21 protein-coding genes, 1 tRNA gene and 2 pseudogenes are annotated in these 25,779 nt (G+C 66.5%); 8 read left to right on the top strand and 16 right to left on the bottom strand.

What is annotated here, in order from left to right; all coding sequences use genetic code 11:
* Position 1: 1 nt before the first annotated feature.
* On the bottom strand, positions 2-1,795 hold the full coding sequence (gene treS, locus ACX5I6_RS01080; RefSeq protein ID WP_461839170.1) for a maltose alpha-D-glucosyltransferase: 1,794 nt from the start codon (positions 1,793-1,795) through the stop codon (positions 2-4).
* Positions 1,792-3,834: an alpha-1,4-glucan--maltose-1-phosphate maltosyltransferase gene (locus tag ACX5I6_RS01085; RefSeq protein WP_461841642.1), complete on the bottom strand. Its 2,043-nt coding sequence runs from the start codon at positions 3,832-3,834 to the stop codon at positions 1,792-1,794. The genes treS and ACX5I6_RS01085 overlap by 4 nt, the downstream gene beginning before the upstream one ends.
* Positions 3,835-4,026: 192 nt before the next feature.
* Here ACX5I6_RS01085 and glgP point away from each other — a divergent pair, with 192 nt between their 5' ends.
* Entirely contained in the window at positions 4,027-6,645 is a 2,619-nt protein-coding gene (glgP, locus tag ACX5I6_RS01090) for an alpha-glucan family phosphorylase (protein WP_461839171.1), read from the top strand.
* Positions 6,646-6,720: 75 nt separating this feature from the next.
* Here the strand turns inward: glgP and ACX5I6_RS01095 are convergent, their stop codons facing one another.
* The 8 genes and pseudogenes from ACX5I6_RS01095 to ACX5I6_RS01130 form a co-directional block, all read right to left on the bottom strand.
* A complete protein-coding gene (locus ACX5I6_RS01095) occupies positions 6,721-7,077 on the bottom strand; it encodes a barstar family protein (RefSeq protein ID WP_285247462.1) in 357 nt (118 codons plus the stop codon).
* Positions 7,078-7,084: 7 nt separating this feature from the next.
* Positions 7,085-7,573 carry a guanyl-specific ribonuclease gene (locus tag ACX5I6_RS01100; protein ID WP_461839172.1) on the bottom strand — a complete coding sequence of 163 codons (489 nt, stop codon included), beginning with the start codon at positions 7,571-7,573 and terminating at the stop codon, positions 7,085-7,087.
* Between the two features lie 32 nt (positions 7,574-7,605).
* Positions 7,606-9,713 (bottom strand): annotated as a pseudogene (gene glgX, locus ACX5I6_RS01105) (glycogen debranching protein GlgX).
* 91 nt (positions 9,714-9,804) lie between these two features.
* Positions 9,805-10,793: pseudogene (gene rlmB / locus ACX5I6_RS01110) on the bottom strand (23S rRNA (guanosine(2251)-2'-O)-methyltransferase RlmB).
* 104 nt (positions 10,794-10,897) lie between these two features.
* The gene (gene cysS / locus ACX5I6_RS01115) at positions 10,898-12,364 is read right to left on the bottom strand and encodes a cysteine--tRNA ligase (protein ID WP_461839173.1); all 1,467 of its coding nucleotides are present in this window, start codon (positions 12,362-12,364) and stop codon (positions 10,898-10,900) included.
* Between the two features lie 9 nt (positions 12,365-12,373).
* On the bottom strand, positions 12,374-12,874 hold the full coding sequence (gene ispF, locus ACX5I6_RS01120; RefSeq protein ID WP_285247458.1) for a 2-C-methyl-D-erythritol 2,4-cyclodiphosphate synthase: 501 nt from the start codon (positions 12,872-12,874) through the stop codon (positions 12,374-12,376).
* Positions 12,875-12,882: 8 nt separating this feature from the next.
* Entirely contained in the window at positions 12,883-13,662 is a 780-nt protein-coding gene (gene ispD / locus ACX5I6_RS01125; RefSeq protein ID WP_461839174.1) for a 2-C-methyl-D-erythritol 4-phosphate cytidylyltransferase, read from the bottom strand.
* Positions 13,663-13,769: 107 nt separating this feature from the next.
* Positions 13,770-14,252: a CarD family transcriptional regulator gene (locus tag ACX5I6_RS01130; protein WP_011690592.1), complete on the bottom strand. Its 483-nt coding sequence runs from the start codon at positions 14,250-14,252 to the stop codon at positions 13,770-13,772.
* Positions 14,253-14,523: 271 nt separating this feature from the next.
* Between ACX5I6_RS01130 and ACX5I6_RS01135 the strand changes: the two genes are divergently transcribed.
* Complete coding sequence (locus ACX5I6_RS01135; protein WP_285247477.1) at positions 14,524-15,087, top strand: hypothetical protein; 564 nt, start codon at positions 14,524-14,526, stop codon at positions 15,085-15,087.
* A 106-nt stretch (positions 15,088-15,193) separates the two neighbouring features.
* Here the strand turns inward: ACX5I6_RS01135 and ACX5I6_RS01140 are convergent, their stop codons facing one another.
* Positions 15,194-15,874 carry a response regulator transcription factor gene (locus tag ACX5I6_RS01140; RefSeq protein WP_026264738.1) on the bottom strand — a complete coding sequence of 227 codons (681 nt, stop codon included), beginning with the start codon at positions 15,872-15,874 and terminating at the stop codon, positions 15,194-15,196.
* Positions 15,871-17,112 (bottom strand): sensor histidine kinase, encoded by a 1,242-nt coding sequence (locus ACX5I6_RS01145; RefSeq protein WP_461841643.1) that lies wholly within the window; start codon positions 17,110-17,112, stop codon positions 15,871-15,873. Before ACX5I6_RS01145 ends, ACX5I6_RS01140 begins: the two co-directional genes overlap by 4 nt.
* A gap of 205 nt (positions 17,113-17,317) precedes the next feature.
* On the opposite strand from ACX5I6_RS01145, the gene phoU reads away from it, so the two are divergent.
* Positions 17,318-17,980, top strand: coding sequence for a phosphate signaling complex protein PhoU (phoU, locus tag ACX5I6_RS01150; RefSeq protein WP_285245793.1), 663 nt, complete (start codon positions 17,318-17,320; stop codon positions 17,978-17,980).
* A 139-nt stretch (positions 17,981-18,119) separates the two neighbouring features.
* Here the strand turns inward: phoU and ACX5I6_RS01155 are convergent, their stop codons facing one another.
* Positions 18,120-18,866, bottom strand: a complete 747-nt coding sequence (locus ACX5I6_RS01155) for a phosphoglyceromutase (protein WP_018762316.1) — start codon at positions 18,864-18,866, stop codon at positions 18,120-18,122.
* Between the two features lie 100 nt (positions 18,867-18,966).
* Between ACX5I6_RS01155 and ACX5I6_RS01160 the strand changes: the two genes are divergently transcribed.
* Entirely contained in the window at positions 18,967-19,821 is an 855-nt protein-coding gene (locus tag ACX5I6_RS01160) for a class I SAM-dependent methyltransferase (protein WP_461839175.1), read from the top strand.
* Here ACX5I6_RS01160 and ACX5I6_RS01165 read toward each other — a convergent pair.
* Complete coding sequence (locus ACX5I6_RS01165; RefSeq protein ID WP_285247455.1) at positions 19,806-20,159, bottom strand: DUF2516 family protein; 354 nt, start codon at positions 20,157-20,159, stop codon at positions 19,806-19,808. The genes ACX5I6_RS01160 and ACX5I6_RS01165 overlap by 16 nt on opposite strands.
* A 9-nt stretch (positions 20,160-20,168) precedes the next feature.
* The gene (locus ACX5I6_RS01170) at positions 20,169-21,359 is read right to left on the bottom strand and encodes a trans-sulfuration enzyme family protein (protein WP_461839176.1); all 1,191 of its coding nucleotides are present in this window, start codon (positions 21,357-21,359) and stop codon (positions 20,169-20,171) included.
* A 135-nt stretch (positions 21,360-21,494) separates the two neighbouring features.
* Here ACX5I6_RS01170 and tmk point away from each other — a divergent pair, with 135 nt between their 5' ends.
* The 4 genes from tmk to ACX5I6_RS01190 all read left to right on the top strand — a co-directional run bounded on the left by tmk (position 21,495) and on the right by ACX5I6_RS01190 (position 25,090).
* Positions 21,495-22,187, top strand: coding sequence for a dTMP kinase (tmk, locus tag ACX5I6_RS01175; protein WP_285247453.1), 693 nt, complete (start codon positions 21,495-21,497; stop codon positions 22,185-22,187).
* On the top strand, positions 22,184-23,347 hold the full coding sequence (locus ACX5I6_RS01180; RefSeq protein WP_285247452.1) for a DNA polymerase III subunit delta': 1,164 nt from the start codon (positions 22,184-22,186) through the stop codon (positions 23,345-23,347). Before tmk ends, ACX5I6_RS01180 begins: the two co-directional genes overlap by 4 nt.
* Positions 23,344-24,912, top strand: a complete 1,569-nt coding sequence (locus ACX5I6_RS01185) for an alpha/beta hydrolase (protein WP_285247451.1) — start codon at positions 23,344-23,346, stop codon at positions 24,910-24,912. Before ACX5I6_RS01180 ends, ACX5I6_RS01185 begins: the two co-directional genes overlap by 4 nt.
* Positions 24,913-25,017: 105 nt before the next feature.
* Positions 25,018-25,090, top strand: a tRNA-Thr gene (locus tag ACX5I6_RS01190).
* 117 nt (positions 25,091-25,207) lie between these two features.
* Here ACX5I6_RS01190 and ACX5I6_RS01195 read toward each other — a convergent pair.
* On the bottom strand, positions 25,208-25,615 hold the full coding sequence (locus ACX5I6_RS01195; protein ID WP_285247450.1) for a hypothetical protein: 408 nt from the start codon (positions 25,613-25,615) through the stop codon (positions 25,208-25,210).
* Positions 25,616-25,779: the final 164 nt, after the last annotated feature.

Here is a 25,779-nt window from a genome sequence, read left to right on the forward strand (position 1 = left end):
CTCAGTTCTCTATCGACAGGATGGGCATGGCCTGGGTGTAGGGCGAAGACGGGTTGGACCCCGCCGTCCGCATCCGGAGCCAGAAGAAGTCATGGCTTCCGATGGTCAAGGTGAGGCTTCCGTCATCACCGATGCCCGGGAAGGGTTGGCCGCCGAAAACATCGCGCAGCCCCCGCCCCGCGTACTCGGGAATGGCCAGGGTGGCGGCCACGGGATGCTGGGAAAGGTTGAAGGCGCACAAAATGGTTTCGGCAGGGGCGCCGGCCGGGTTGCTGGCCGGCAGTTCGCGCAGGTACGCCAGGACGGCATCGTGGTCTGCTTCCACGTGTTTGAACCCGCCGAGGCCGAACGCGGGGTGGTTCTTGCGCACGCTCAGGATCTGGCGAGTCCAGCGCAGCAGCGACCCCGAGTGTGCGGCCTCGGCTTCGACATTGGCCATGCCGTAGTTGTACACCAGCGACTGGATGGGCGGCAGGTACAGCTTTCCCGGATCGGCGTGCGAAAACCCGGCGTTCCGGTCTGGGTTCCATTGCATGGGGGTTCGGACGGCGTCCCGGTCCTGGAGCCAGATGTTGTCCCCCATCCCGATCTCGTCGCCGTAGTAGAGGAACGGGCTCCCCGGAAGTGAGAGCAGGAGCGCGTTGATCAGCTCGATCTCGGCCCGGGAGTTGTCGAGGAGCGGCGCCAACCGGCGCCGGATGCCGATGTTGGCGCGCATGCGGGGGTCCGGCGCGTACCAGCCCAGCATGGCCGCGCGCTCGTCAGCGGTGACCATCTCCAGGGTCAGCTCATCGTGGTTGCGCAGGAAGGTCCCCCATTGGGCACCGTCGGGGATGTCCGGTGTGTCGCGCATGGTTTCGATGATGGGCGCGGCCTTCTGGTCCCGGAGGGCGTAGTACAGGCGGGGCATGATCGGGAAGTGGAACGCCATATGGCATTCGGGTTCCTCCTCGGTCCCGAAGTACTCCACCACCTCATTGGGCGGCTGGTTTGCCTCGGCGATGATCACCCGGCCGGGGTAGCTTTCGTCCACCATGGCCCGCAGGCTGCGGAGGAACTCGTGCGTGGCGGGCAGGTTCTCGCAGTTGGTGCCCTCTTCCTCGAAGAGGTACGGGATGGCGTCCGCACGGAACCCGTCGATTCCCTGGTCCAGCCAGAACCGGACCACGTCGAACACGGCCTCGATCACCTTGGGATTTTCGAAGTTCAGGTCCGGCTGGTGGCTGAAGAACCTGTGCCAGAAGAACTGCCGCCGGATGGGATCGAACGTCCAGTTCGATTCCTCCGTGTCGACGAAGATGATGCGTGCGTCCTGGTACTTCTCGTCCGTGTCGCTCCAGACATAGAAGTCGCCGAAGGGCCCGTCGGGGTCTTTCCGGGATTCCTGGAACCAGGGATGCTGGTCGGAGGTGTGGTTCAGCGGCAGGTCGATGATGACCCGGACGCCGCGGGCATGGGCTTCAGCCACGAGCCGCTTGAAGTCGCTGATGGTGCCGAATTCGTCCAGCACGGAGTTGTAGTCGGAGATGTCGTAGCCGCCGTCGCGCAGCGGTGACTGGAAGAACGGGGGCAGCCAGAGGCAGTCGACGCCCAGCCACTGCAGGTAGTCCAGCCGGTCGATGAGTCCGGAGAAGTCCCCGGACCCATCGCCGTTGGCATCCGCAAAGGCCCGGACCAGTACCTCGTAGAACACGGCCTTGCGGTACCACAGGGGGTCATGCTGAAGGCCGGGGGCATTTAGCTCGAACGTGCTCTTTGGGGTGAAGTGGCCGGAACTCTGCGGATTGAAACTCACGAATGCATTCTCCTCACGCTCAGGATGTGGGCCGGTTCCACGTGCGGGTCGAGCCGCACGTAGTTGTACTCGCCCCACTCCCAGCTTTGGCCTGAGATGAGGTCGTCCACGTAGAAGCCACCGCCCGGGGTGCGGTCTTGCGGGTCCAGCTCCAGGGCCGCCAGGTCCAGGACGACACTGCATTCCTTGGTGACGTGGGGGTCCACGTTGACCACCACGATGATGGTGTCCTTGGTCCCGTCGGGGAGGGTCTTGTGCTTGGAGTACACCACCGTGGATTCGTCGGTGCTCTGGTGGACCGTCAGGTTCTGCAGGTCCAAGAGGGCCGGGTGGTCCCGCCGGATGTGGTTAAGCCGCGTGATGTACGGTGCCAGCGAGCGCCCGGACTCCGCGGCGGCTTCCCAGTCACGGGCCTTGTACTCGAACTTTTCGTTGTCGATGTACTCTTCGGCGCCGGGCCGGGCAACGTGCTCGTAGAGTTCGTAGCCGGCGTAGACGCCCCACAGCGGGCTTCCGGTGGAGGCAAGGACCGCCCGGATCCGGAATGCCGCGGGACCGCCGTACTGGAGGTATTCGGTGAGGATGTCAGGGGTGTTGACGAAGAAGTTGGGGCGGAAGAACGCCGGGGATTCGTGGCTGACTTCGTCGAAGTACGCCTCGATCTCCTTCTTGGTGTTGCGCCAGGTGAAGTAGGTGTAGGACTGCTGGAAGCCTGCCCGGCCCAAGGCGTGCATCATGGCGGGCCGGGTGAATGCCTCGGCGAGGAATACGACGCCGGGGACGGCCTTATTCACCTCGGCGATAAGCCATTCCCAGAACCACACCGGTTTGGTGTGCGGGTTATCCACCCGGAAAATCTTTACCCCGTGGCTGACCCACAGCAGCACAATGCGGAGAATTTCGCGGGAAAGACCTTCCGGGTCATTGTCGAAATTCAGCGGATAAATGTCCTGGTACTTCTTCGGCGGATTTTCCGCGTAGGCGATGCTGCCGTCCACCCTGGTGGTGAACCATTCGGGGTGCGTTTGCACCCAGGGGTGGTCGGGGGCCGCCTGCAGGGCCAGGTCCAGCGCAACTTCCAGGCCCAGTTCGGTGGCGCGGGCCACGAAGGCGTCAAAGTCCTCGAAGGAACCGAGGTCGGGGTGGATGGCGTCGTGGCCGCCCTCCTTGGCGCCGATGGCCCAGGGCGAACCCGGGTCATGCGGGCCGGCCACGAGGGTGTTGTTGGGCCCCTTGCGGTGCTGGACGCCGATGGGGTGGATCGGGGGCATGTAGAGGACGTCGAAGCCCATGGCCGCGACGGCGTCCAGGCGGCGGGCTGCCGTCCGGAAGTTTCCTGAGGTCCAGACGCCGGTGTTGTGGTCCTTGACAGCGCCTTCGGACCGCGGGAAGAACTCGTACCAAGCACCCCGGCCTGCCCGGTCCCGCTCAACCAGAAGGGGGAACTTCTCCGAGACGGTCACCAGTTCGCGGATGGGCTGGCGGGCAACGATGTCCGCGATTTCCTGGCCGAACCCCGCAGCGAGGCGTTCCTCGGTGCTGCGGGACTGGTCAGCCAGGACTTCGGAGGCATGCCGGAGGGCTGCCTGGTCCACCTCGTCCCGGAAGTCTTCCGAGGAGGCTTCACCGAGCAGCTTGGCACCTTCGGCGAGCATGAGCTCGACGTCGATGCCGGCGTCGATCTTCACCTCGGCATTGTGGTGCCAGGTGCCGTAGCGGTCGTGCCAGGCTTCGATGACGAAGGACCAGTCGCCGGTTTCCGACGGCGTGAGGACGCCTTCCCACCGGTCGGTCCCCATTCCGCGTTCCCCGCGGGGCGGGGAAAGCCGGACCCGCTGCCGCTCGGCACCCGTGGGGTCCAGGAGCACGGCGCTGACGCCGAGTTGGTCATGGCCTTCCCTGAAGGCGGTGGCTCCCACAACGATGGCCTCGCCGGGCAGGGCTTTGGCGGGGACCTTTCCGCCGTCGACGACGGGCTGCACATTGGTGATGGGAAAACGTCCGAACCGCAGACCCTCGGTGATGCGGCGCTGGGGCATTTTGGTGGATGCGGCACTGGTTCCTGAGTTAGTCGTCACAGGCTCGACGTTAGCGAGAAATGCCCAGGATTGCTAAGGCTGCTCCCTAAAATCCATCGCGCCGCCGCCCATTTTCTTCACGCCCCTGTCATTTACCCAAAAGAAACCCAAAGCTTGTTCCGGCCCGGCATGTTGTCGGTTAGTGTGGCGCAGGTGAAGGCAATCCGCAGGTTTACGGTCCGTACAGTCCTCCCCGAGCCCATCCGGCCGCTGGCCCGGTTGGCCAGCAACTTGCGGTGGTCCTGGCACCGCCCAACGCGCGAGCTCTTCGCCGGGCTTAACCCGCGCCTGTGGGAGGAAAGCGGGCAGGACCCCATCGGTTTCCTGGGCATGGTCAGCCGGGAGGAGTTCCAGCGGCTGGCCGCGGACCAGTCCGTGGTGGACCGGGTCCGAGCGGCCGAAGAGGACCTTGACCGGTACCTCGAGGAGCCGCGCTGGTACCAGGGCCTGGGCCCGGATGCACCCGCCTCCATCGCATACTTCTCGCCTGAATTCGGAATCACCGAGGTCCTCCCCCAGTACTCGGGCGGCCTGGGCATCCTGGCCGGCGACCACCTCAAGGCGGCCTCGGACCTGGGCGTTCCCTTGGTGGGTGTGGGCCTGCTCTACCAGGCCGGCTACTTCAAGCAGTCATTGTCCCGGGACGCCTGGCAGCAGGAGACCTACCCTGTCCTGGATCCCGACGGCCTGCCCCTTACACTGCTCCGCGAGCCGTCCCCGGACGGCAACGGAAAGGCCGTGGAGGTATCGCTGCCCTTGCCCAACGGCCGCCGCCTGCTGGCGCATATCTGGCGTGCCGACGTCGGTCGCGTCCCGCTGCTCCTGCTGGACTCCAACGTGCCCGGCAACGACGACGCCGCGCGGAGCATCACCGACCGGCTGTACGGCGGTGGCGGTGACCACCGGCTGCAGCAGGAACTGCTGCTGGGCATGGGCGGGGTCAAGGCCTTGCGGGCGTTCCAGAAGCTGACCGGGTCCCCCGCCCCGGAGGTGTTCCACACCAACGAGGGACACGCAGGATTCCTGGGCATCGAACGCATCCAGGAACTGATGTCAGGGGAACAGGCCCTGACGTTCGACGAGGCGTTGGCCGCCGGCCGTGCCTCCACGGTGTTCACCACCCACACCCCGGTCCCCGCGGGCATTGACAGGTTCGAGATCGCCCAGATCAGCCATTTCTTCCAGGCCGGCCTGGCACCCGCCGTCCCGCTGGACAGGATCCTGGAACTGGGCCGCGAAAACTACGCCGACGGAAACCCCGCCGTCTTCAACATGGCCGTCATGGGCCTCCGCCTGGCCCAGCGCGCCAATGGCGTGGCCAAGCTCCACGGTGAAGTGTCACGCGGGATGTTCTCTGCCCTGTGGCCGGGATTCGACCACTCGGAAGTTCCCATTACCTCCGTCACCAACGGCGTCCACGTGCCCACGTGGGTGGACAGCCGGATCTCCAAGCTGGCCCGGGACCAGTTCGGCACCGAGGCCGAAGCGCTGGGCAAATGGGACCTGGCCTACAACGTCAGCGACGCCGACGTGTGGGCGCTGCGCCGCGAAATGCGGGCGGCACTGGTGGATGACGTGCGCCGCCGGCTCCGTGCTGCGTGGAAGAAGCGCGGCGCGGCCGACGCCGAACTGGGCTGGACGGACAACGTGCTGGACCCGGACGTGCTCACCATCGGGTTTGCCCGCCGCGTGCCCACGTACAAGCGCCTGACCCTGATGCTGCGGGAACCTGCGCGGCTCAAGGCACTCCTGCTGCACAAGGACCACCCCATCCAGTTGGTGATCGCCGGGAAATCCCACCCGGCCGACGACGCCGGGAAGAAGATGATCCAGGACCTGGTGCGGTTCACTGACGACCCCGAGGTCCGGCACCGTATCGCATTCCTGCCGAACTACGACATCGCGATGGCCAGGACACTGTTCCCTGGCTGCGACGTCTGGCTGAACAACCCGCTGCGGCCGTTGGAGGCCTGCGGTACGTCCGGCATGAAGGCCGCCCTGAACGGGTCGCTGAACCTGTCCGTCCTGGACGGCTGGTGGGACGAGATGTACGACGGCGAGAACGGCTGGGCAATTCCGACGGCCAACAACGACGCATCCCCGGAAGAGCGGGACGACATCGAGGCCGCCGCCCTGTACGAGCTGCTGGAAACGCAGGTGGCGCCGCGCTTCTACGGGAGCACGGTGTCCGAGGGTGCGGGGGCCGCCGGCCCCTCCACCACCCGGAGCGAGACAGTTCCCACGCACTGGGTGTCCATGATCAAGCACACGCTCTCGCACCTGGGACCCGCCGTGTCCGCCGAGAGGATGCTCCGGGACTACGTAAACATCCTCTACCGCCCGGCGGCCGACGCAGGCCGCAGTGCCACCGCGAATTCATATGCACAGGCGCGGGCGCTGGCGGCCTGGACGGCCAAGGTTCGCGGCTCCTGGCCGCAGGTCCACGTGGAGCATGTGGATTCGGTGGGCGTTTCGGAGGACCCGCAGATCGGCGACATCCTCCAGGTCAACGCGTACGTGGCGCTGAACGCACTGACTCCGGAAGATGTCTGCGTTGAGGTGGCGTACGGAAGGGCGGAGGAGAACGACACCCTGGCGGACATCACCATGATGGAACTGCAGGTGAAGGAAGACTTGGGCAGCGGCCGCCACCTGTTCAGCGGCTCACTGCTGATCGACCGCTCCGGACCGTTCGGCTACACGGTCCGGGTGCTGCCCCGGCACGAGGCGCTGGCCTCGAAAGCGGAGCTCGGCCTGATCGTCAACGCCTGACCTGGTGTACGGCCTGCCCCGGCCGGCCGGACACCAGGTGCCTGCGGGAGCCCACCGCCCCTGGAGGCAGGAGCCTCAGAGCAGGACAGCCGTGACGGCAAGGTCCTTCCCGGCGTAGCGCTCGGCGTCCTGCAGGATTTCACAGACGATGCCGAAGGCCCTGTCGCCACGGAACGGGGCGGCCACCTGCCAAAGGACTGTCACCGGCGGATTGCCGTTGTCAGTGATGTTGTCCGCGAAGTCGTGCAGCGAATCGTTCAGCGCGTCCAGGTTCACACCGTAGTGCTCGGGGAAGTCCAGGACCTCGCCAAAGGTTTCCAGGACGGCGCGTTTGCTGTCGGCAGGCGGAACCACAAGGCTGCGGCGCCCGGCGTCCGATACCTGCGCCTTCAGCTCTTCGAGGGTCCAGGTGTCGCCGGAAAGAATTTTCATGGGTGCGCTAGCTGCCTTCCGCTATGTACTTGAACGTTGCGTAGTGGTCACCGGTGTAATACTTCTCCCCGCCGTCGCCTGCCACGATCCGGCGTGCTCCCCGGTCCGGTTCGCCGGGCGTTGGAACCGTGTACTCGCGGTAGTAACCCCGGTCCCGCGCGGGCAGGACGCGCTCAAAGTTGCCGAACACCTGGTCGTCCTGGCTGAACTGGTACGGGCCGCCGGCCCGGATCAGCGCCAGGACGCGGCGTCCATCCACCGGGAGCGCGGACTCACGGATTTCCGGCAGGCTGGACGGGTTGGCTCCCCGGTGTGGCGCCGCGCTCCTACCCGGCGCCGGCGAACCCGGGCCGCCGGGAGTCGCGCTGGCGCCGGAAGCCGCGCCCGGCGTCGTGCCTTCCCCTTTGCCGCCCAACAGCCCGGCCCCGCTGAACGCCACCAGCGCCAGCACCACCAGGGCGGTAAGGAGCAATGGAAGCATGGAGCGGTTGCGCATTGGGGTGTACCTGCCGGCCGGTTGTCTTGGGTCTAGGTTCGGTAGATGCTGATGGAGTTGGCCTCGGCAACATCGGTCTCGCCCGACGCGACCCGGATGCCCTGCCGCTGCTCGTGAAGCGGCGACGTGGTCAGGCGCAGCTCGAAGAGGCTCGGCGCCGCCCGCCCGAGGTCCGGCAGCGTGATTTGTACATCCGTGGCGCCCCCGTTCACCACTACCAGCCCGGCGAGGGCGCCGCCGTCATCGCCCAGCAGGAGTTGCAGGACGCGGTGGTGCGGGTCGTTCCACCGCTCGGCGGACATCGGCTGCCCGAACTGGTCGAACCAGTAAAGGTAGGACTGCTCGTCGCGGACGGGAAAATCATGGGGCTGGGCGGCCAGGAATTCCTTGCGCAGCCGGATGTAGCGCTTGGTGCTGCGCAGCATTTCGTGCGCCTCCGGGGTCAACGTCCAGTCAAGCCAAGTCATGGCGTTGTCCTGGCAGTAGGCGTTGTTGTTGCCCAGTTGCGTCCGGGCCAGCTCGTCACCGGCAGTGATCATGGGGACTCCGAGCGAGACCATCAGCGACGCCATCAGGTTGCGCCGCGACTGCGCACGTTTGGCCAGGATCAGGCCGTTCTCCGTGGGCCCCTCCACGCCATGGTTGTAGCTGCGGTTGTCGCCGTGCCCGTCCCTGTTCTCTTCACCGTTGTCCTCGTTGTGCTTCCGGTCGAAGGAAACGAGGTCGTTCATGGTGAAACCGTCGTGGGCGGTAACGAAATTGACCGATGCCAGCCGTGAGCGGCCGGATGCTTGGAAGAGGCCGGCCGAACCGGAGAGCGAATCTGCGAGTTTGGCCATGGTTCCGCCGTGGCCGCCCGCATCCACGGCTGCCAAGTCCGCCAGCCAGAACGTCCGGACGGCGTCCCGGAAGTGGTCGTTCCAGTCCACCCACCCTGGCGGGAACCGCCCGGTTTGCCAGCCGCCGTAGCCAATGTCCCACGGCTCAGCAATCAGTTTGACGCCGGAGAGGACAGGATCCGCGGCGATGGCGGTGAGGAACGGGTGGTTGGGGTCGAACTCGTTCCCGGCGTTCCGGCAGAGGGTGACGGCAAGGTCGAACCGGAACCCGTCAACATGGAACTCGTCCACCCAGTACCGCAGTGAATCGACCGCCAGCTGGACCACGTGCGGTTCGCCGAAGTTCAAGGTGTTGCCGCACCCGGTGGTGTCCACGTACTTTCCGTGGCTGTCCATCCGGTAGTACGCCTGCTCCCCCAGGCCGCGGAAGCTGATGACCGGGCCGTCCTGGGTTCCTTCCGCCGTGTGGTTGTAGACGACGTCGAGGATGACTTCCAGTCCGGCGGCGTGCAGGGCCTTGACCATACCCTTGAACTCGTCCTGGACAGCCTGCGGGCCCGCTTCCCGGGCGGCACGGGTGGCGTACCCGGGGTGCAGGGCGAAGAATGCGGCGGTGTTGTAGCCCCAATAGTTGGTGAGCCCCAGGTCCTGCAAGTGCGGTTCGTCGATGTGGAAGTGGACGGGCAGGGCTGCACGGAGGTGACGCCCAGGCTGGTGAGGTGTTCCACGATGGCGGGGTGGGCCATGCCGGCATAGGTGCCCCTCAGCTCCTCGGGAACATCGGGATGGAGCTTGCTTTGGCCGCGGACGTGGGCCTCGTACAGGATCGTGTTGCGCCACGGCAGGGCCAGACGCTCGTCCGATCCCCAATCGAAGTCTGGTGCGGTGCGGACGCTGGCCAGGAGTCCGTCCTGCTCGTCCACCGCCCGGCCGTATGGGTCCAACAGCAACGGCGGGTTGCCGGCGTCGTCCCCGTTCCCGGAGGCGGATGCGTGCGGCGGCAGGGGCCGGCGGTCTGAGGACGGGCGGAACCCGTACCGCGAACCAAAGGGCAGGTCCTCGACGATGCCGTGATGGACGCCGCGCGCCACGTTCGGCAGGGTCCGGGACCGCCACTGGCCGCCCGGCGGGCAGTACAGAATATCCAGGCTGGCAATGGCTGGCGCGAAACAGGCAACATTGGCCCGGCCGCCGGCGTGGTGGCGCGTACCGCCGGAATCAACGCGCGGGACACTGACACCGAGGGGAACGGCCGAGGAGGCGTCCATGGTGGATGCGGTGTCGAAAAGCGGCATGACCATCACCTAAATGATAGCCGCCCGGGGCGGTTGACCTGCCCCTTCACCCGGTACCGCAAGGCAATTGTGCGCCCGCACCGCGGGCGGTGGGCCACTACCCCGCCGCGCGCTGGCGGGAGACCTCGTACAGCGAGATGCCCACTGCCATGGAGGCGTTCAGGGACTCCATGGCGGAGTCGATCGGGATGGAGACAATCTGGTCGCAGTTTTCCCGGACCAGGCGGCTCAGGCCCTTGCCTTCCGAGCCCACCACGATGCACACCGGCTCGGTGGCGAGGGTGAGGTCGGGCAGCGAAACGTCGCCGTCGCCGTCGAGCCCCAGCACGAAGATGCCCATGCCCTTGAACTGCTTCAGGGCGTTGTTCAGGTTGGAGGCGCGGGCAACGGGGACGCGGACGGCGGCGCCGGCGCTCGTCTTCCAGGCCGAGGCCGTGACACCGACGGAGCGGCGCTCCGGAACAATGACGCCGTGGCCGCTGAAGGCGGAGACGGAACGGATGATCGCTCCGAGGTTCCGGGGGTCGGTGATGCCGTCAAGGGCGACGAAGAGCGGCGCGTTGCTGACGTGCCCCTTCTTCCACTTCTCCACCGTCTCCTCGGCCAGTTCGTACGCGTCCTGGTACTCGTAGGGCGGAATCTGGAGCACCAGGCCCTGGTGGACGGCGTCGTCGGTCATCCGGTCCAGTTCGGGCTTGCCGGTTTCGAGCAGCGGGATGCCGCGTTCGGCGGCGAGCTTCAGGGACTCCTTGACGCGGTCGTCCATCTCGATGCGGATGGCCACGTGCAGGGCCTTGGCCGGGATGCCGGCGCGGAGCGCCTCGACCACGGAGTTGCGGCCGGTGACCACTTCTTCGGTGGCGCGTCCCTTGGGGCCGGACTTGGCGGCGCCGGCGCTGCGTGCACCCGGGCTGCGCTTGGCTGCGGAGCGCTCGGCCAGTTGCTTGGCCTTGTGCGCCTTGTGGTACGGACGGTCCTCGGCCTTGGGCGTGGGGCCCTTGCCTTCGAGGGCCTTGCGGCCATGGCCACCGGTTCCGATGGTTGGGCCCTTCTTCGCTTAACCGATCGGCGACCATTGTTGGCCATGATGTTCCACCCTTGATTGTGCTGACTGAGTCTGCCTACCAGTCTACTGACCGAAGAAAAATCGAAGCGCTGGGGCTGCGGGCGTGCTCAGGGGCAGTGGCTGCTCAGTCCCGTTTGAGGCTCCAGGTGGCACCGTCCGGACCGTCTTCCACCACGACGCCGGCCTGGTTGAGGGTGTCCCGGATGGCGTCGGAAGCAGCCCAGTCCTTGGCGGCACGGGCGGCGGCCCGGGCGGCCAGCTGCGCCTCCACCAGGACACCCAGGGCGTCGGCTTCCCGGCTGCCCGCCTGCCCGGAACCGGCGACGGCGTTCAGGCCCAGGACGTCCGTCATGGTGACGACGGCGTGCATCGCCTTGCGGGCAGCGTCGTCGTCCCCGTCCGCCAGGGCCGTGTTCCCGGCCCGCACGGCCTCGTGCAGCGCCGCCAGGGCACGGGGAACGTTCAGGTCGTCGTCCATCGCAGTTGAAAAAGCATCCAGGGCCTCAGCCGGGTCAGCGGAGCCGCCGGCCACTAATGCGGGATCGGTGCCGAAGCGGGCCACGGCCTTCGCCAGGAACCCGTCGATGCGTTCGACGGCGGCAGCGGCTTCCTGGAGGGACGTGGGCCGGTAGTCCAGGACGGAGCGGTAGTGGGCCTGACCCAGGTAGTAGCGGACAACCCGGGGGGATGCGAGTTCCAGCATTTCGGTGGGGCTGATGGTGTTGCCGACGGATTTGGACATTTTTTCGCCCTGGTAGGTCACCATGCCGTTGTGCATCCAGAAGTTGGCGAAGCCATGCCCCGCAGCCTGCGACTGAGCCATCTCGTTTTCGTGGTGCGGGAAACGCAGGTCCAGTCCGCCGCCGTGGATGTCGAAAGCGGTGCCCAGGTACTTGGTGACCATCGCGGAGCATTCCAGGTGCCAGCCCGGACGCCCGGCACCCCACGGCGAGGCCCAGCTGGCGGTGGCCGGCTCGCCTTCTTTGGAACCCTTCCACAACGCAAAGTCGCGGGGATCCTTCTTCCCGCGGGGGTCGGCGTCGGGCGCTGCCTGCATGTCGTCGATGTTTTGCCGGGTGAGTGCCCCGTAGTCCTCCCAGGAACGGACATCGAAGTACACGTCGCCTGATCCGTCCGGCGCGGGGTAGGCGTGGCCGCGGTCAATGAGCTGTTGGATCAGGGCGTGCATCTCGGGGATGTGCCCGGTGGCCCGGGGCTCGTACGTTGGGCGGGAGACGCCCAGGGTGTCGTAGGCCGCCAGGAATTCCCTCTCGTAGCGGTACGCCAGCGCCCACCACTCCTCGCGCGGCACTTCTCCCGGCTCGGGGATGAAGTCCGGCGCGAAAGATGCCTCGGATTTGGCGAGGATCTTGTCGTCAATGTCGGTGACGTTGCGGACCACCGTGACGCGCAGGCCCCGGTATTGCAGCCAGCGGGTCAGCTGGTCGAAGGCGATGGCGGAGCGGATGTGCCCCACGTGGGGCATTCCCTGCACCGTGGCCCCGCAGTAATAGAGGCTGACCTTGCCCTCAACGATGGGGGTGAAGTTCCGGACTTCGGCGGAGGCGGTGTCATAGAAGCGCAGGGTCACCGCTCCAGACTAGCCGATGGTTTCGCTGGTCCGCGGGTACACCAAGGCGGTGGCCACCGCGGAGATACCCTCGCCACGGCCGGTGAATCCCAGGCCGTCGCTGGTGGTGGCAGTGACGCTCACCGGTGCACCGGCAGCCTCTGAGAGGACGTGCTGCGCTTCTTCCCGGCGGGGACCGAATTTCGGCCGGTTGGCCACGAACTGGACGGCGATGTTGCCGATCTCGAAACCTGCAGCCCGGACGATCCGTGCCGCCTCGGCGAGCAGCGTCACTCCGGACGCGCCGGCAAATTCCGGGCGGTCCGTGCCGAAGTGGGTGCCAAGATCGCCGATGCCGGCGGCGGAGAACAGCGCATCGGCTGCGGCGTGGGCCACCGGGTCGCCGTCAGAATGTCCGGCCAAGCCGCGTTCGCCGGGCCAGAAGAGTCCGCCGAGCCACAACGGGCGGTCCTCGTCCTCGCCGGCGTACGCATGGACGTCGATTCCCACACCGGTCCGTGGCAGGATCATGTCCGCGCTCACCCTTCCACCCACCGGGCGCCAAGCGGGCCCTCAAGGAGCCCTTCGGCGAAGATCAGGTCAAGCGGCGTGGTGATCTTCAGGGACTGGGTTGAGCCGCGGACAGCGTAGACCGGCGTCCCCAGCATCTCCACGAGCATGGCGTCATCGGTGACGGCCGACGACTGCTGCCGGTCCAGTCCCTCGGCGGACCGGTGCGCCTGCACCAGCGTGTCGAGGGTGAATCCCTGGGGTGTCTGAACGGCCCGCAGTTCCTCGCGCCGGGCCGTTCCCGTGACCACCTCCGGCGCGAACACGCTGCCCTCTCCTGAGGTGGCTGCAACGGTCTTGATGGTGTCCACGACGGGGAGAACGGGAATGACGGCGGCAGCGCCGGCGGCAAGGGCTTCCGCTACGCGGTGGAAGACGGACTCGGGCGTCAGTGCCCTGGCGGCATCATGGACCAGGACCGCTTCTGTGCCGTCCATCAGGGCAGCCATGCCGGCGCGGACGGAGTCAGCCCGGGTGGCGCCGCCATCCACAAGGGTGAGGAGGGGGCCGCCGTCGGCCAATTCGTCCCGGAAACCGCCGCAGAGGCGGCGCAGGCCCTCGTCTCCTGCGGGCAGCACCACGCAGACCTGGCTCGCAACACCGGAGGCGACGATACCCCGCAAGGCATGCATCAGGATCGGTTCGCCACCGAGCGGGACAGCCGCCTTGGGCATCCCGTAGCCGAGCCGTTGCCCGGAACCGGCGGCCACCACGATGACTCCCGTGACCAGGGGCTTTGATTCACTCATGCGGACTAGCCTACGACGCCGTGGCGGCCGCGACATGCCCGGGCCGGTGCCCGGTTTCGGGCAAAAAGAAGCCCCGGCGGCACTTGGGTGCCGCCGGGGCTAAATTCTTAGGAAGCCAGGACCTCGTCGAGAACGCTTGCTGCCTTCTCCTCGTCGGTCTTTTCAGCCAGCGCCAACTCTGAAATCAGAATTTGGCGGGCCTTGGCCAGCATTCGCTTTTCGCCTGCGGAAAGGCCCCGGTCGTGATCCCGGCGCCACAGGTCGCGAACGACCTCTGCCACCTTGATGACGTCACCGGAAGCAAGCTTCTCCAGATTTGCCTTGTACCTGCGTGACCAGTTGGTGGGTTCTTCGGTGAACTCGGCACGAAGCACATCAAACACGTGCTCCAGGCCTTCCTTGCCCACTACGTCCCGAACCCCAACAAGATCTACGTTTTCTGCTGGAACTTCAATGGTCAGATCACCCTGAGCCACCTTGAGCTTGAGATACATCTTCTCTTCGCCCTTGATGGTGCGCATCTTGATTTCTTCAATCTTCGCAGCACCGTGGTGAGGGTAAACTACTGTCTCGCCGACCTCAAATACCATGTGGACATTTCCCCTTTCCCGCAGACCAGTTTATCACGATTCAGGCATATGACCGGCCGGAGAAAGGGCTCCGAACCGCGAAAATACGCGGAAAATCGGCCCAATCGACCTCCTCAACCCCCTTGACGGATGAGGATATTAGTGCATCAGGTGAGCGTTCCCACAGTCGATATGACGGCCTCGAATCCTCGTTTGACCCCGTTTGCGGATAGGCTATGGCTGCAAAAGACTTCAAATTTCTCGAGGAGTACGTGACGTGCGTTCCACTGCGATGAACCGGGCCCAGCGCGGCAAACTGGCACTGACGGCTGCTGCCCTTGGCGTCAGCCTGCTGACTGCGGGCTGCGGTTACATCACGCCCCAGCAGACCAGCCACCAGTACTCCGCCTCGGACGGCATCCGCGCAGACCTCGGCCCGCTGCAGCTGCGGAACATGCTCATCGTTTCCAGCGGCGAAGACGGACCCGGCCGCCTGATCGGCGCGGTCTACAACTCCTCTTCCAAGGACGTGAAGCTCACGGTCAACGGCGCCAAGGGCTCGCAGACCGAAGTTCCGGTGAAGGCGAACTCCTACACGCTGCTGAACGAAAACACCGATCCCGCCATCCTGAGCACCACCGGCGGAAAGCCTGGCTCGCTGGTGGACGTCAAGATCAGCGAGAACGGCACCAACGTCACCAGCACGGTCAAGGTCCCGGTCCTGGATGCCACGTTGAAGGAATACAAGGACTACCTGCCCACCGCGAGCCCGTCGGCTTCGCCGTCGTCGTCCGCCGGCGCCAGCGCAACGGCAACCGCCACGCCAAGCGCAACGGCAACAGCCACCAGCCGCTAGCGGCGGGCCCGCTGCGGCGGGCACCCCGAAACGTACAGCAAAGGGAGGGCCGGTTGGCCCTCCCTTTGTTGTTGCACTGGCCTGGGCAGCCTCTGCCGCCCGGAGCCTAGGGTTCGAACTTGTAACCGAGGCCGCGCACGGTGACCAGGAACCGGGGTGCGGAGGGATCCGGTTCGATCTTGCCGCGGAGGCGTTTGACGTGGACGTCAAGGGTTTTGGTGTCGCCAACGTAATCAGACCCCCAGACCCGGTCAATCAGCTGCCCCCGGGTGAGGACCCGCCCCGAGTTGCGCAGGAGCATCTCCAGGAGCTCAAATTCCTTCAACGGCAGCAGGACCTGCTCGCCGTCCACGCTCACTACGTGGCGTTCGATGTCCATCCGGACCGGGCCGGCCTGGACCGTTGAGGAAATCAGTTCCTCCGGTTCGCCCTGGCGCCGCAGGACCGCCCTGACCCGGGCCACCAGTTCGCGGGAGGAATAGGGCTTGGTGACGTAGTCGTCCGCGCCGAGCTCCAGGCCCACCACTTTGTCGATCTCGGAGTCCTTGGCCGTCAGCATGATCACTGGAACGCTGGAACGCTGCCGGAGCTGGCGGCACACCTCGGTGCCGGACAGGCCGGGCAGCTGCAGGTCCAGCAGGACCAGGTCTGCGCCGTTGCGGTCGAATTCGGTGATCGCGTCGAGGCCGTTGTCCACCACCTCAACCTCGAATCCTTCCTTGCCCAGCAAATAGGACAAGGGATCGCTGAACGACTCCTCGTCCTCCACAATCAAAATCCTGCTCAAGCGCTAGCTCCTCGTTCTGTTGCGCCGGCGGCGCGGGGTACTTGGGTGAGTGCAGGCTGGCCGGCCGGCTGCCGTGCCGGCGGCAGTGCCGGAGCGTCAGGGACCGGGCGGTCGCCGTCCTGTCCTTCCATCTCGGGAAGCCGCAGCGTGAAGGTCGACCCTTGGCCAGGCTGGGACCAGAGCGTCACCTCGCCGCCATGGTTTGAGGCCACATGCTTGACGATGCTCAGGCCCAGGCCGGTGCCGCCGGTCTGGCGCGAACGGGCGGCATCGACGCGGTAGAAGCGTTCGAAGACGCGTTCCTGGTCCTCGGGCGTGAGCCCATCCCCCTGGTCGGTCACGGAGATGGACACCAGGCCCTCCCTGGAACGCACGCCGATTCCCACCCTGGTGTTGGCGGGTGAATAGCGGATGGCGTTATCGATGAGGTTGCGCAGCGCGGTGACCAAAAGGTCCTGGTCGCCGAAGACCTTGCCTTCGGTGCGGCCGCCCACCACGATGCTGATGTTCTTGCTCTCGGCGGGCAGCTGCGACCGGTCCACGGCCTCGGCGATGACCGCGTTGATGTCCACGGGGCCGCCTTGCTGGGTCACACTGGCGCCCTGCAGCCGGGACAGCTCGATGATGTCCTGGACCAGTGCGGCGAGCCGGGCTGATTCCTTGTGCATCCGCTTGGCGAACCGGCGGACCGCCTCTTCGTCGTCCGCGGACGACTCGAGGGCCTCAGCCAGCAGGGAGATGGCGCCGACGGGCGTCTTCAGTTCATGCGAGACGTTGGCGACGAAGTCGTTGCGGATCTCTTCCGTGCGGGTGATCTCGGTCCGGTCATCGGCCAGGAGCAGGATGTATTCCTCACCCAGCATGGCGGCCCGGACCTGGACGATGATGGTCCCCTGCCCCAGCGGTCCGCGCGGGAGCTCCAGCTGCTTCTCCAGGATGACGCCGTCGCGCCGCACACCCGCCGTCATGTCCAGGAGTTCCTTGTGGACGACGGTGTGGCCGCGGACCAGGCCGTAGGCGTAGGCTGCCGGGCTGGCGCGGACAACGCCGTCGACGTCGTCCAGGACCACGAAGGCACGTCCGACGACGGCCAGCACCTCCGCTGCCCCGTCCGGCAGCGCAGGTTCCCCGGCGTCGACCTCCAGCAGCTCGCGCTGCTTCTCGCTGACCCGGAACGCAAGCACGCCGAACGTGCCAAGCGCCAGGCCGACGAGGCCGGCAACCAGACCAATGAGCATAGGATCCACAGCTCCACTTTATGCTCTTGCCCGGGGGCCGCCGGCGCTTCGAAGCCCTTACCGCGAACGGTTCAACTAACGTTCACCTCCATGGGCATAATCGTTTACCGGGCGATGACAGAGTTAATGGTTAGAGCGCCCCATGGCGACACGATTCCTGCTGCCCTGGAGCGGCCGGCAGGAGTTCCAAGGAAAGGACGCCTACGTGCGTAAGGTTTTTCAGGAAGAGCTCACCCAGGTCGGTGACCAGCTGGTGGAGATCTCCCGGTTGGTCAGCGAAGCCATAGACAAGGCCACCACTTCGTTCCAGGTCGCGGACGTGGACCTCGCCCAGGACGTCATCGCGGCGGATGCGCGCATCGACTTCCTGCAGAACAGCCTCGATGAGCGGGCCATCGACATCCTGGCTTTGCAGGGTCCCGTGGCGAGCGACCTGCGCATGATCGTGGGCTCGCTGCGGATGAGTGCCTCCCTGGAGCGGATGGGCGACCTCGCGCGCCACATCGCCCAGCTGGCCCGCCTCCGGTACCCGTCCATGGTCATTCCGGAGTCCATGACCGCGACCTTCAACCGCATGGCCGAACTGGACCAGGAGATCGCCGACAAGTTGACGGTCCTGCTGGAGAGCCGCGACCTCGAGGTTGCCAGGGACATCCTGAAGGCCAATACCGCCATCAATGACCTGCACTTGAGCGTCTTCAAGGCCATCGCCTCACCTGAGTGGACCGAGTCGCCGGCGACCACCGTGGACGTGGCCCTCGCCAGCCGCTACTTCGAGCGGTTCGCGGACCACGGCGTCTCCGTCGCCCAGAAAGTGACCTATCTGGTCACCGGCGCGTGGCAGCCGAACGCCACTGAACACAGCTAAACCAGCGGATAACGACGGCGGGCTGGTCACCCAGGTGACCAGCCCGCCGTCGTCGTTTCACATTTGACGCAGCGCGTTCTTCGGCCGGAGTGCGTCTAAGGGAGGAACGACCGATCACCCGGCGAAGAACCGCGAAGTCTTACTTCTTGCCCTGGTTGGCTACGGCCAGGATGGCCTGCTCAGCGGCCTCGGGGTCCAGGTAGGTTCCGCCGGGCTTGACCGGCTTGAAGTCGTCATCGAGGTCGTAGACCAGCGGAATGCCGGTGGGGATGTTCAGCCCCGCGATGGCCTCGTCACTGATGCCGTCCAGGTGCTTGACCAGCGCACGGAGGGAGTTGCCGTGGGCTGTGACCAGGACGGTCTTGCCTGCCTTGAGGTCTTCCTTGATGTCCGACTCCCAGTAGGGCAGCAGCCGCACCAAAACGTCCTTGAGGCACTCGGTGCGCGGGAGGGCGTCACCAAGGCCGGCGTAGCGGGGGTCGTGGGCCTGGGAGAACTCGGAATCGTCATCCAGGGGCGGCGGCGGAGTGTCGTAGGACCGGCGCCATTCCATGAACTGCGCTTCACCGTATTCGGCCAGGGTCTGGGCCTTGTCCTTGCCCTGCAGTGCGCCGTAGTGGCGTTCGTTCAGGCGCCAGTCACGCTTGACCGGGATCCAGCCGCGGTCGGCTTTGTCCAGCGCGATGTTGGCGGTGTTGATGGCCCGCTTCAGCAGGGAGGTGTAGAGCACATCCGGGAGGATGTTGTTCTCCACCAGCAGCTCACCGCCCCGCGCTGCTTCCGCGCGGCCCTGGTCGTTCAGGTCAACGTCCACCCAGCCGGTGAACAGGTTCTTGGCGTTCCATTCGCTGTGGCCGTGGCGCAGCAGAATCAGCTTGTAAGTCATGATTTTCATCCTAGCCGAGCAGTGTTGCCGGCCGCCCAGCGTTACACGGCCGGGCCCGCTTTGGACCCGCTTCCACCCCGGCGGGGATAGTGTTGGGGCCGTGGTTCAAAAGGCTGAACGGGTGAATTCCCCGCAACTTTCCGGCAGGACAGCTGCCGGCCGGCAAGGCCGTCCGGTAGGCAACGTCACCCGGGGAACCACCAACCCCAACCGGATGCGGCGGGTAGACCGGTGGCTGACGGGGCCGCAGGCGTGGCGCCTGCGGTCCGCGGCCGACCCCCTCGTGGTTGACCTGGGCTACGGCGCCACCCCGGCCACCGCCGTCGAACTCTTTGAACGCCTCGCCACAGTGCGGGCGGACGTCCGCATGTGCGGAATCGAAATCGAGCCCGGGCGCGTGCGGGCGGCGATCCCGCTCCAGCGTCCGGGACTGACCTTCCACGTGGGCGGCTTCGAGCTTCCCGTCACCGGCCGCCCGGTCCTGGTCCGGGCCTTCAACGTCCTGCGCCAGTACGAGGAAGCGGACGTGCCGGGAATCTGGCGCCTGGTTCAGGACCGGCTGGCACCGGGCGGCCTGTTCATCGACGGCACGTGCGACGAAGTGGGCCGCCGGGTGACATGGGTTGCGCTTGACCGGGAGCGGCCGCTGTCCTTGAGCATTTCGGTCCGCTTCGGCAGTTTCGACCTGCCCTCGGAGGTGGCCGAGCGCCTGCCGAAGGCCCTCATCCACCGGAATATTCCCGGTGAACCGATCCATGACTTCCTGCTGGCCCTGGACCGGGCCTGGCTGGAATGCGCACCCCTTGCCTCGTTCGGCAACAGGCAGCGCTGGGTGGGCATGTGCCGGAGCCTGCGCGACGCCGGATGGCCGGTCCAGGACGGCCCGGCCAGATGGCGGCTGGGCGAACTAACCGTGGGCTGGGACGCCGTGGAACCTGGCTACCAGGGGCCGTAGGGCCCCGCGTTGCGGCTGCCGCCGCGGCCGGCGTCCTTCACGGCGGGGCGGACATCGGCGAGATAGACGGAGGCGGCCACCACCGCGGCGAGCCCAAACAGGCCAAGGGTGCTGACGATGCCGCCGCCGGCGCCGAACAACGAAATCACGCCCACCAGTGTGGCGCCGCCGGTCAGCGCGAGCCAGAAGGCCTTGGTCCGCTTGCCAGTCGCCTCGAACGCGTTGGCGCGGTGCCGGGCACAGTCCACCAGCGCCCACAATTCCAGTCCCAGGGCCACCAGGCCAAGGATAAAGAACACTGCCTGCTCTACAGGCCGAATAATCAGTTCACCGTCCACGAACCCAGCCTAGCCGCCCAGCGTGTCCAGCGCCTGCTTCAGGTCCGCCCAGAGATCCTCCACGTTTTCGACCCCCACGCTGAGGCGAACCAGGTTGTCCGGTACGCTGGCAGGCTCCGCTGCGTGCCTGCGACGGCGTTCAATCAGTGACTCAACGCCGCCCAGTGACGTGGCGGGGAGCCACAATGCGAGGGCCTCCACCACCTTGTTTGCAGCGTCGGCACCGCCCAGGCCCGCGGCCGCCGCCACCTGGATGCAGATGATGGAGCCGAAGCCCTTCATCTGGGCCTTGGCCCGCACATGGCCGGGGTCCGACGGGAGGCCCGGGAAGCGGACGGATTCAATGGCGGGGTGCGCCGAGAGGCGCTCCGCCAGCAGCATCGCGGAGCTTTGGGACCGCTCCACCCGCAGTGCAAGGGTCCGCAGTCCGCGCAGCGCCAGCCATGCTTCGAAAGGTCCGGCGATGGCGCCGTGGATGATGCGGTGGTGCAGCAAGGCGGACCGGATGTCCGGGTTGGAGGTGACAAGCGCCCCCAGGACGACGTCGGAGTGCCCGGCGAGGTATTTGGTCACCGAGTGGAGCACGACGTCGGACCCGAGCCGGATGGGCTGCTGCACCAGAGGGGTGGAAAAGGTGTTGTCCGTGACGACGATGGCTCCTGCGGCGTGGGCGGCCTCAGCGACGGCCGCCATGTCTGCGATCCCCAGCATCGGGTTGGTGGGACTTTCCAGCCAGAGCATGGCGGCGGCCCGGGCCGCGGGACCGGTGGGCGCCAGGGCAGCTTTGACCGCATCGGTATCGGCAATGTCCACGGTGCGGAGCTCGATGAAGCCCTTCTGGGCAAGTTCGGAGGCCATGACCAGCGAGCCCGAATAGCTGTGGTCCGGCATCACCAGCACTCCCCCGGCCGGGATCAGGGACAACGCCGAGCTGACGGCCGCCAGGCCTGAGGCGTACAGCAGGCCCGGCAGCGCGGAGCCCTCCAGCTGGCCCAGCGCCTCTTCGAAGGGATCCCACGTGGGGTTCGAATACCGGCCATAACCCCGGTCCCCGTCGCCCAGCGGACCGGTGCCGAAGTAGGTGGAGGACAAGGTGATGGGCGGGTTGACCGGCTGGTCCCTTTCCCGGGGCGGACGTCCGGCCGCGACCACTACGGTCTCGGGGGAAAGGGACGCGGCCTGGTGCTCGGAAAGACTCATGTTCAACAGCGTACTGTCCGGCCGGGATCCGCCTGAAAGGGGTGCCGCCGTATGGACGCCTTGCGTTCACCGGCCGTCCACACAGGGTGCGGCGGCGGGTCATGAAATGTCGGTCCGGCTCGGTAGGCTTGGGAGGTGAGCAAACAAATGGCGGGCGTGTTCATCGCATTCGAAGGTGGCGATGGCGCCGGCAAGTCGACGCAGGCATTCCGGCTTGCGGCTGAACTGGAGTCACGGGGGTACACCGTGCGCCGCACCCGTGAACCCGGCGGCACCCCGGTAGGCGAAAAGCTGCGTTCGCTGGTCCTGGACCATGGCAACGGCGAGATCGATGCCCATACCGAGGCCCTGATTTTTGCTGCGTCCCGGGCAGCCCACGCTGCCCAGGTCATCCGCCCGGCACTCGGCCGCGGCGAAATCGTGCTGACCGACCGCTACATAGACTCATCAGTGGCCTACCAGGGGGCGGGCCGCGACCTCGGCCAGGACGCCGTCAAGTCCCTCAACGACTGGGCCACCTCGGGCCTGCAGCCCCACCTGACAGTCCTCCTGGACGTCGACCCGCGGCTTGGCCGCAGCCGCCGCACTGCCGGCCAGGCGGCCGAGGACCGATTGGAGTCCGAGGCAGATGACTTCCACACCAGGATTCGGAAGGCTTTCCTCGACCTCGCTGCCGCCCGCCCCGGAGCGTATCTGGTCCTGCCCGCAGAACTGCCGGTGGACGAACTCGCGGCGCAAATCCGGGACCGGGTCGACGCTCTGCTTGCCGGGCCGGCTCCTTCCAATGCGTCGTCCTCCCGGCAGGGGACGGACGGTGGCGGCTCGTGACTGTGTGGGATGACCTCCAGGGCCAAACCGCCGTCGTCGAACAACTGCGCCAGGCGGCAAGCGGCGAAGGCCTGACGCACGCCTGGCTGTTTACCGGGCCGCCGGGCTCCGGGCGCTCCAACGCAGCCAAGGCTTTCGCAGCCGCGCTGAACTGCGACCAGGAGGACGTGGGCCTGCGGGGCTGCGGCCGTTGCCAAGCGTGCCGCACCATCCTCGGGGAAACCCACTCGGACGTGACCTTCGTCCGCACGGAGAAGGTCACTATCACCATTGATGAGGCCCGCGAACTGGTGGCAACGGCGGGGAACCGGCCGTCCGCGGGGCGTTGGCGGATCATCGTGGTGGAGGATGCCGACCGGATGGCTGAGCGGACCACCAACGTGCTGCTGAAGGCCATCGAGGAACCCACCCCGCGCACCGTGTGGATGCTCTGCGCACCGTCCCCGGCCGACGTCCTGGTGACCATCCGGTCCCGCTGCCGCAGTGTTGCCTTGCGCCTGCCGCCTGCCTCGGAAGTTGCAGCCCTGCTGGTCAGGCGGGACGGCGTTGATCCTGAGCTCGCCGAACGCGCGGCGCGGGCAGCGCAAAGCCACGTGGGGATTGCCCGCCGGCTGGCCCGGGACTCCGCCGCCCGGGAACGCCGCCTGGAGACGGTGCGGTTCCCGCTCGGTCTCCGTGGCGTCACGGCGGCGGTGATGATGGCGGACAAGCTGGTGAAGATCGCGACGGCAGAGGCCACCAGCTCCAACGAGGAGCGCGACGCCGCGGAAAAAGCAGCCCTCCTGGCAACGCTCGGCGCGCCCGAGTCCGGCACGCTTCCCCCGTCGATGCGCAGCCAGGTGAAACAGCTTGAGGACGACCAGAAGCGGCGGGCCAAGCGGTCCATCACAGATTCCTTGGACCGGACCCTCACCGACCTCCTGTCCTTCTACCGGGACGTGCTGATCATCCAGCTGGGGAACGCCGTGGAGCTGGTCAACGTTGAGCTCAGGAGTGAGCTGGAGGAGTTCGCCGCCCGCAGCACTCCGGAAGGCACTCTTGCCCGGATGGATGCCATCAATAAAGCCCGCGAACGCATCACCACCACAAACGTTGCCCCGCTGCTGACCCTCGAGTCCATGGCGGCCAGCCTGATCCAGCCCTCCAAGGAGACCCGATGACTGCCCGCCCCCTGCCCGCACGCCACAGGTCCTTGCTGGCCGCCGTCCGCGCCGCGGGCGCCATGGCCCTGGTCATGGTCCTCGCCTCGTGCAGCCTCCTCAACGGTGGGGACAAAACCCCGCCGGAGGCGGCCACCGCCAAGGCCGACCCCTCGATCGTGGCGTCCGCTCCCGCCGGGCTGGAGAAGTTTTACTCGCAGGAAGTCGTCTGGCAGCCCTGCGAAGGCGAATTCCAGTGCGCCAAGGTGACCGTCCCGATGGACTACGCCAACCCGGCCGGCGACACCATCCAAATCGCGGCGTTGCGGGCTCCCAGCACCGGCAAGAAAACGGGCAGCCTCCTGGTCAATCCCGGCGGCCCGGGCGCTTCCGGCTATGACTTCGTGAAGGACGCCGCAGCGACGCACTTCTCGGCGGCCGTCCGCAATGCCTACGACCTCGTGGGCTTCGATCCCCGCGGCGTCAAGCGTTCCGCTCCCGTGACCTGCATGACCGACGCGGAGCGTGACGCGGCACGCGCCAAGACCTACGCCCTCGAAACCGACACCGGGCTGGCGGCGGCGCTGGCGGACAACAAGGCGATCGCTGCCCAGTGCGCGGCGCAAACCGGCCCGGTCCTGGCGCACATCGACACCGTCAGCGCAGCCAAGGACCTGGACGTGCTCCGAGCGGTGGTCAATGACACCAAGCTGAATTACCTCGGATACTCGTACGGGACTTTCCTCGGCTCCACCTACGCCTCACTGTTTCCGGACAACGTGGGCCGGATGGTCCTTGACGGCGCCCTCGACCCTTCCATCAGCAACGAGGACCTGACCAGCGGCCAGGCCCGCGCTTTCGAGAAGGCCATACACACCTACGTCGCCAGCTGCCAGCGGCAGGGCAAGTGCCCGCTGACCGGTGGCGTCGACTCCGGCGTGCAGCAGATCCGGGACCTCATCGACGCCGTTCAGCAGACCCCCCGCACCGCCAAGGACGGCCGCCTGGTCAATGCGACGACGTTCGTCAGCGGCCTGATCACCCCGCTCTACAACGACCAGAGCTGGCCTGCCCTCACCCAGGCGCTGGAGGCCGCCATGAACGGGGATGTGAGCCTGGTGCTGCGCCTCGCCGACATCAGCGCCGACCGTTCGACCGACGGCTCGTACACGTCCAATTCCACGTTCGCGTTCAACGCGATCAACTGCCTTGACTACCCGATGGTTTCGGACACCGCCGGCATGCGGGCGGAGGAGAAGCGACTGGAACAGGACTCCCCCACCTTTGGCTACTTCTTCGCCTACGGCGGGACCAGCTGCGCTGACTGGCCGTACAAGAACGTCCGGACGCCGCAGGCCGTGGAATACTCGGGGAACTCCCCGATCGTGGTCATCGGCACCACAGGCGACCCTGCCACCCCGGTGGATTGGGCCGCCTCCCTGCGCAAACAGCTGGGGAACGCCTCGCTGCTCACCTGGAAGGGTGAGGGTCACACCGCGTATGGCCGGGCCAACAGTTGCCTCGAAGATTCGGTGGACAACTACCTGGTGGGCGGCAAAGTTCCGGCCGATAACACCGTGTGCTGAAGGCCTCAGCGGCTTCCGCCTGTCCCATTTTGACCGCGGCGCAGAGACTCTATTACAGTTGACTCTTGCATGAAGCGCCCGGTTCAGCCCGGGATTTTGTGCGGTGCTTCCTTAGCTCAGTCGGTAGAGCGTTTCACTCGTAATGAAAAGGTCATCAGTTCGATTCTGATAGGAAGCTCGGGATAAACCCCGGACAGCCCCTTGTTTTAGGGGTTTCCGGGGTTTTTCGCTGGTTAACGGGTGGCTGCCCACTTGGGGGCAGGCACCGATGGACTTAGGCGGTTGGCGATCCGGTTTACGGGGACGCGAAGAACGCAAGCAGCAAAAGGTAGCCGATCGTGTACGCGATTGTGTAGGGCCACCGTGACGTGGGACGCCGCGGCGCGTCCGCGTCGGCGTGGCGCCCCGCGCCCGCGTAACTCCACAGACTCGGGCTGGGCAGCTTGATCCGGTAGAGATAGACGGCTCCGAGCATGAACATTGCCGCGGCGACGCCTAGCAAAGGATGACCGGTGCCGGTAACAGCAGAAACGAATGTTCCGGCGACGGCCAGGAAGCCTTGCGCAGCGACGGCCGACAGGTTCACGCGAGCGAATTTCTCCTCGGCCGGACCCGGCCGCCTGAACGCCGGGAACCGCCACCTTTGCCAGAACAGTGCCGTGACGAGCCATACAGCGGAGGCGGCGACCGCGAGCGGGATCATCGTGTTACGCGCCGGTCTCGGATGCCTGGCGCCTCGGCGCGCATCAGGGTACCCATGAGCGAGAGTCTAAGGGGGACCCCGGCCTCCGGACACCCTTCATGCCATGGCCGTCGGCCACGAGTTCCCCGGCACAACGAGACCGACGACCAAAGGAGCGCACGCTC

Source organism: Arthrobacter sp. MMS24-T111 (assembly GCF_054888995.1).

Bases quoted from the DNA above. Each gene is read 5' to 3' on its own strand.
- ACX5I6_RS01195 (WP_285247450.1), bottom strand. From the start codon at position 25,615: ATGATCCCGCTCGCGGTCGCCGCCTCCGCTGTATGGCTCGTCACGGCA.
- ispD (WP_461839174.1), bottom strand. From the start codon at position 13,662: ATGAGTGAATCAAAGCCCCTGGTCACGGGAGTCATCGTGGTGGCCGCC.
- ACX5I6_RS01085 (WP_461841642.1), bottom strand. From the start codon at position 3,834: ATGCCCCAGCGCCGCATCACCGAGGGTCTGCGGTTCGGACGTTTTCCC.
- ACX5I6_RS01130 (WP_011690592.1), bottom strand. From the start codon at position 14,252: ATGGTATTTGAGGTCGGCGAGACAGTAGTTTACCCTCACCACGGTGCT.
- ACX5I6_RS01155 (WP_018762316.1), bottom strand. From the start codon at position 18,866: ATGACTTACAAGCTGATTCTGCTGCGCCACGGCCACAGCGAATGGAAC.
- ACX5I6_RS01095 (WP_285247462.1), bottom strand. From the start codon at position 7,077: ATGAAAATTCTTTCCGGCGACACCTGGACCCTCGAAGAGCTGAAGGCG.
- ACX5I6_RS01170 (WP_461839176.1), bottom strand. From the start codon at position 21,359: ATGAGTCTTTCCGAGCACCAGGCCGCGTCCCTTTCCCCCGAGACCGTA.
- ACX5I6_RS01100 (WP_461839172.1), bottom strand. From the start codon at position 7,573: ATGCGCAACCGCTCCATGCTTCCATTGCTCCTTACCGCCCTGGTGGTG.
- ACX5I6_RS01185 (WP_285247451.1), top strand. From the start codon at position 23,344: ATGACTGCCCGCCCCCTGCCCGCACGCCACAGGTCCTTGCTGGCCGCC.
- ispF (WP_285247458.1), bottom strand. From the start codon at position 12,874: ATGATCCTGCCACGGACCGGTGTGGGAATCGACGTCCATGCGTACGCC.
- ACX5I6_RS01145 (WP_461841643.1), bottom strand. From the start codon at position 17,112: ATGCTCATTGGTCTGGTTGCCGGCCTCGTCGGCCTGGCGCTTGGCACG.
- ACX5I6_RS01135 (WP_285247477.1), top strand. From the start codon at position 14,524: ATGAACCGGGCCCAGCGCGGCAAACTGGCACTGACGGCTGCTGCCCTT.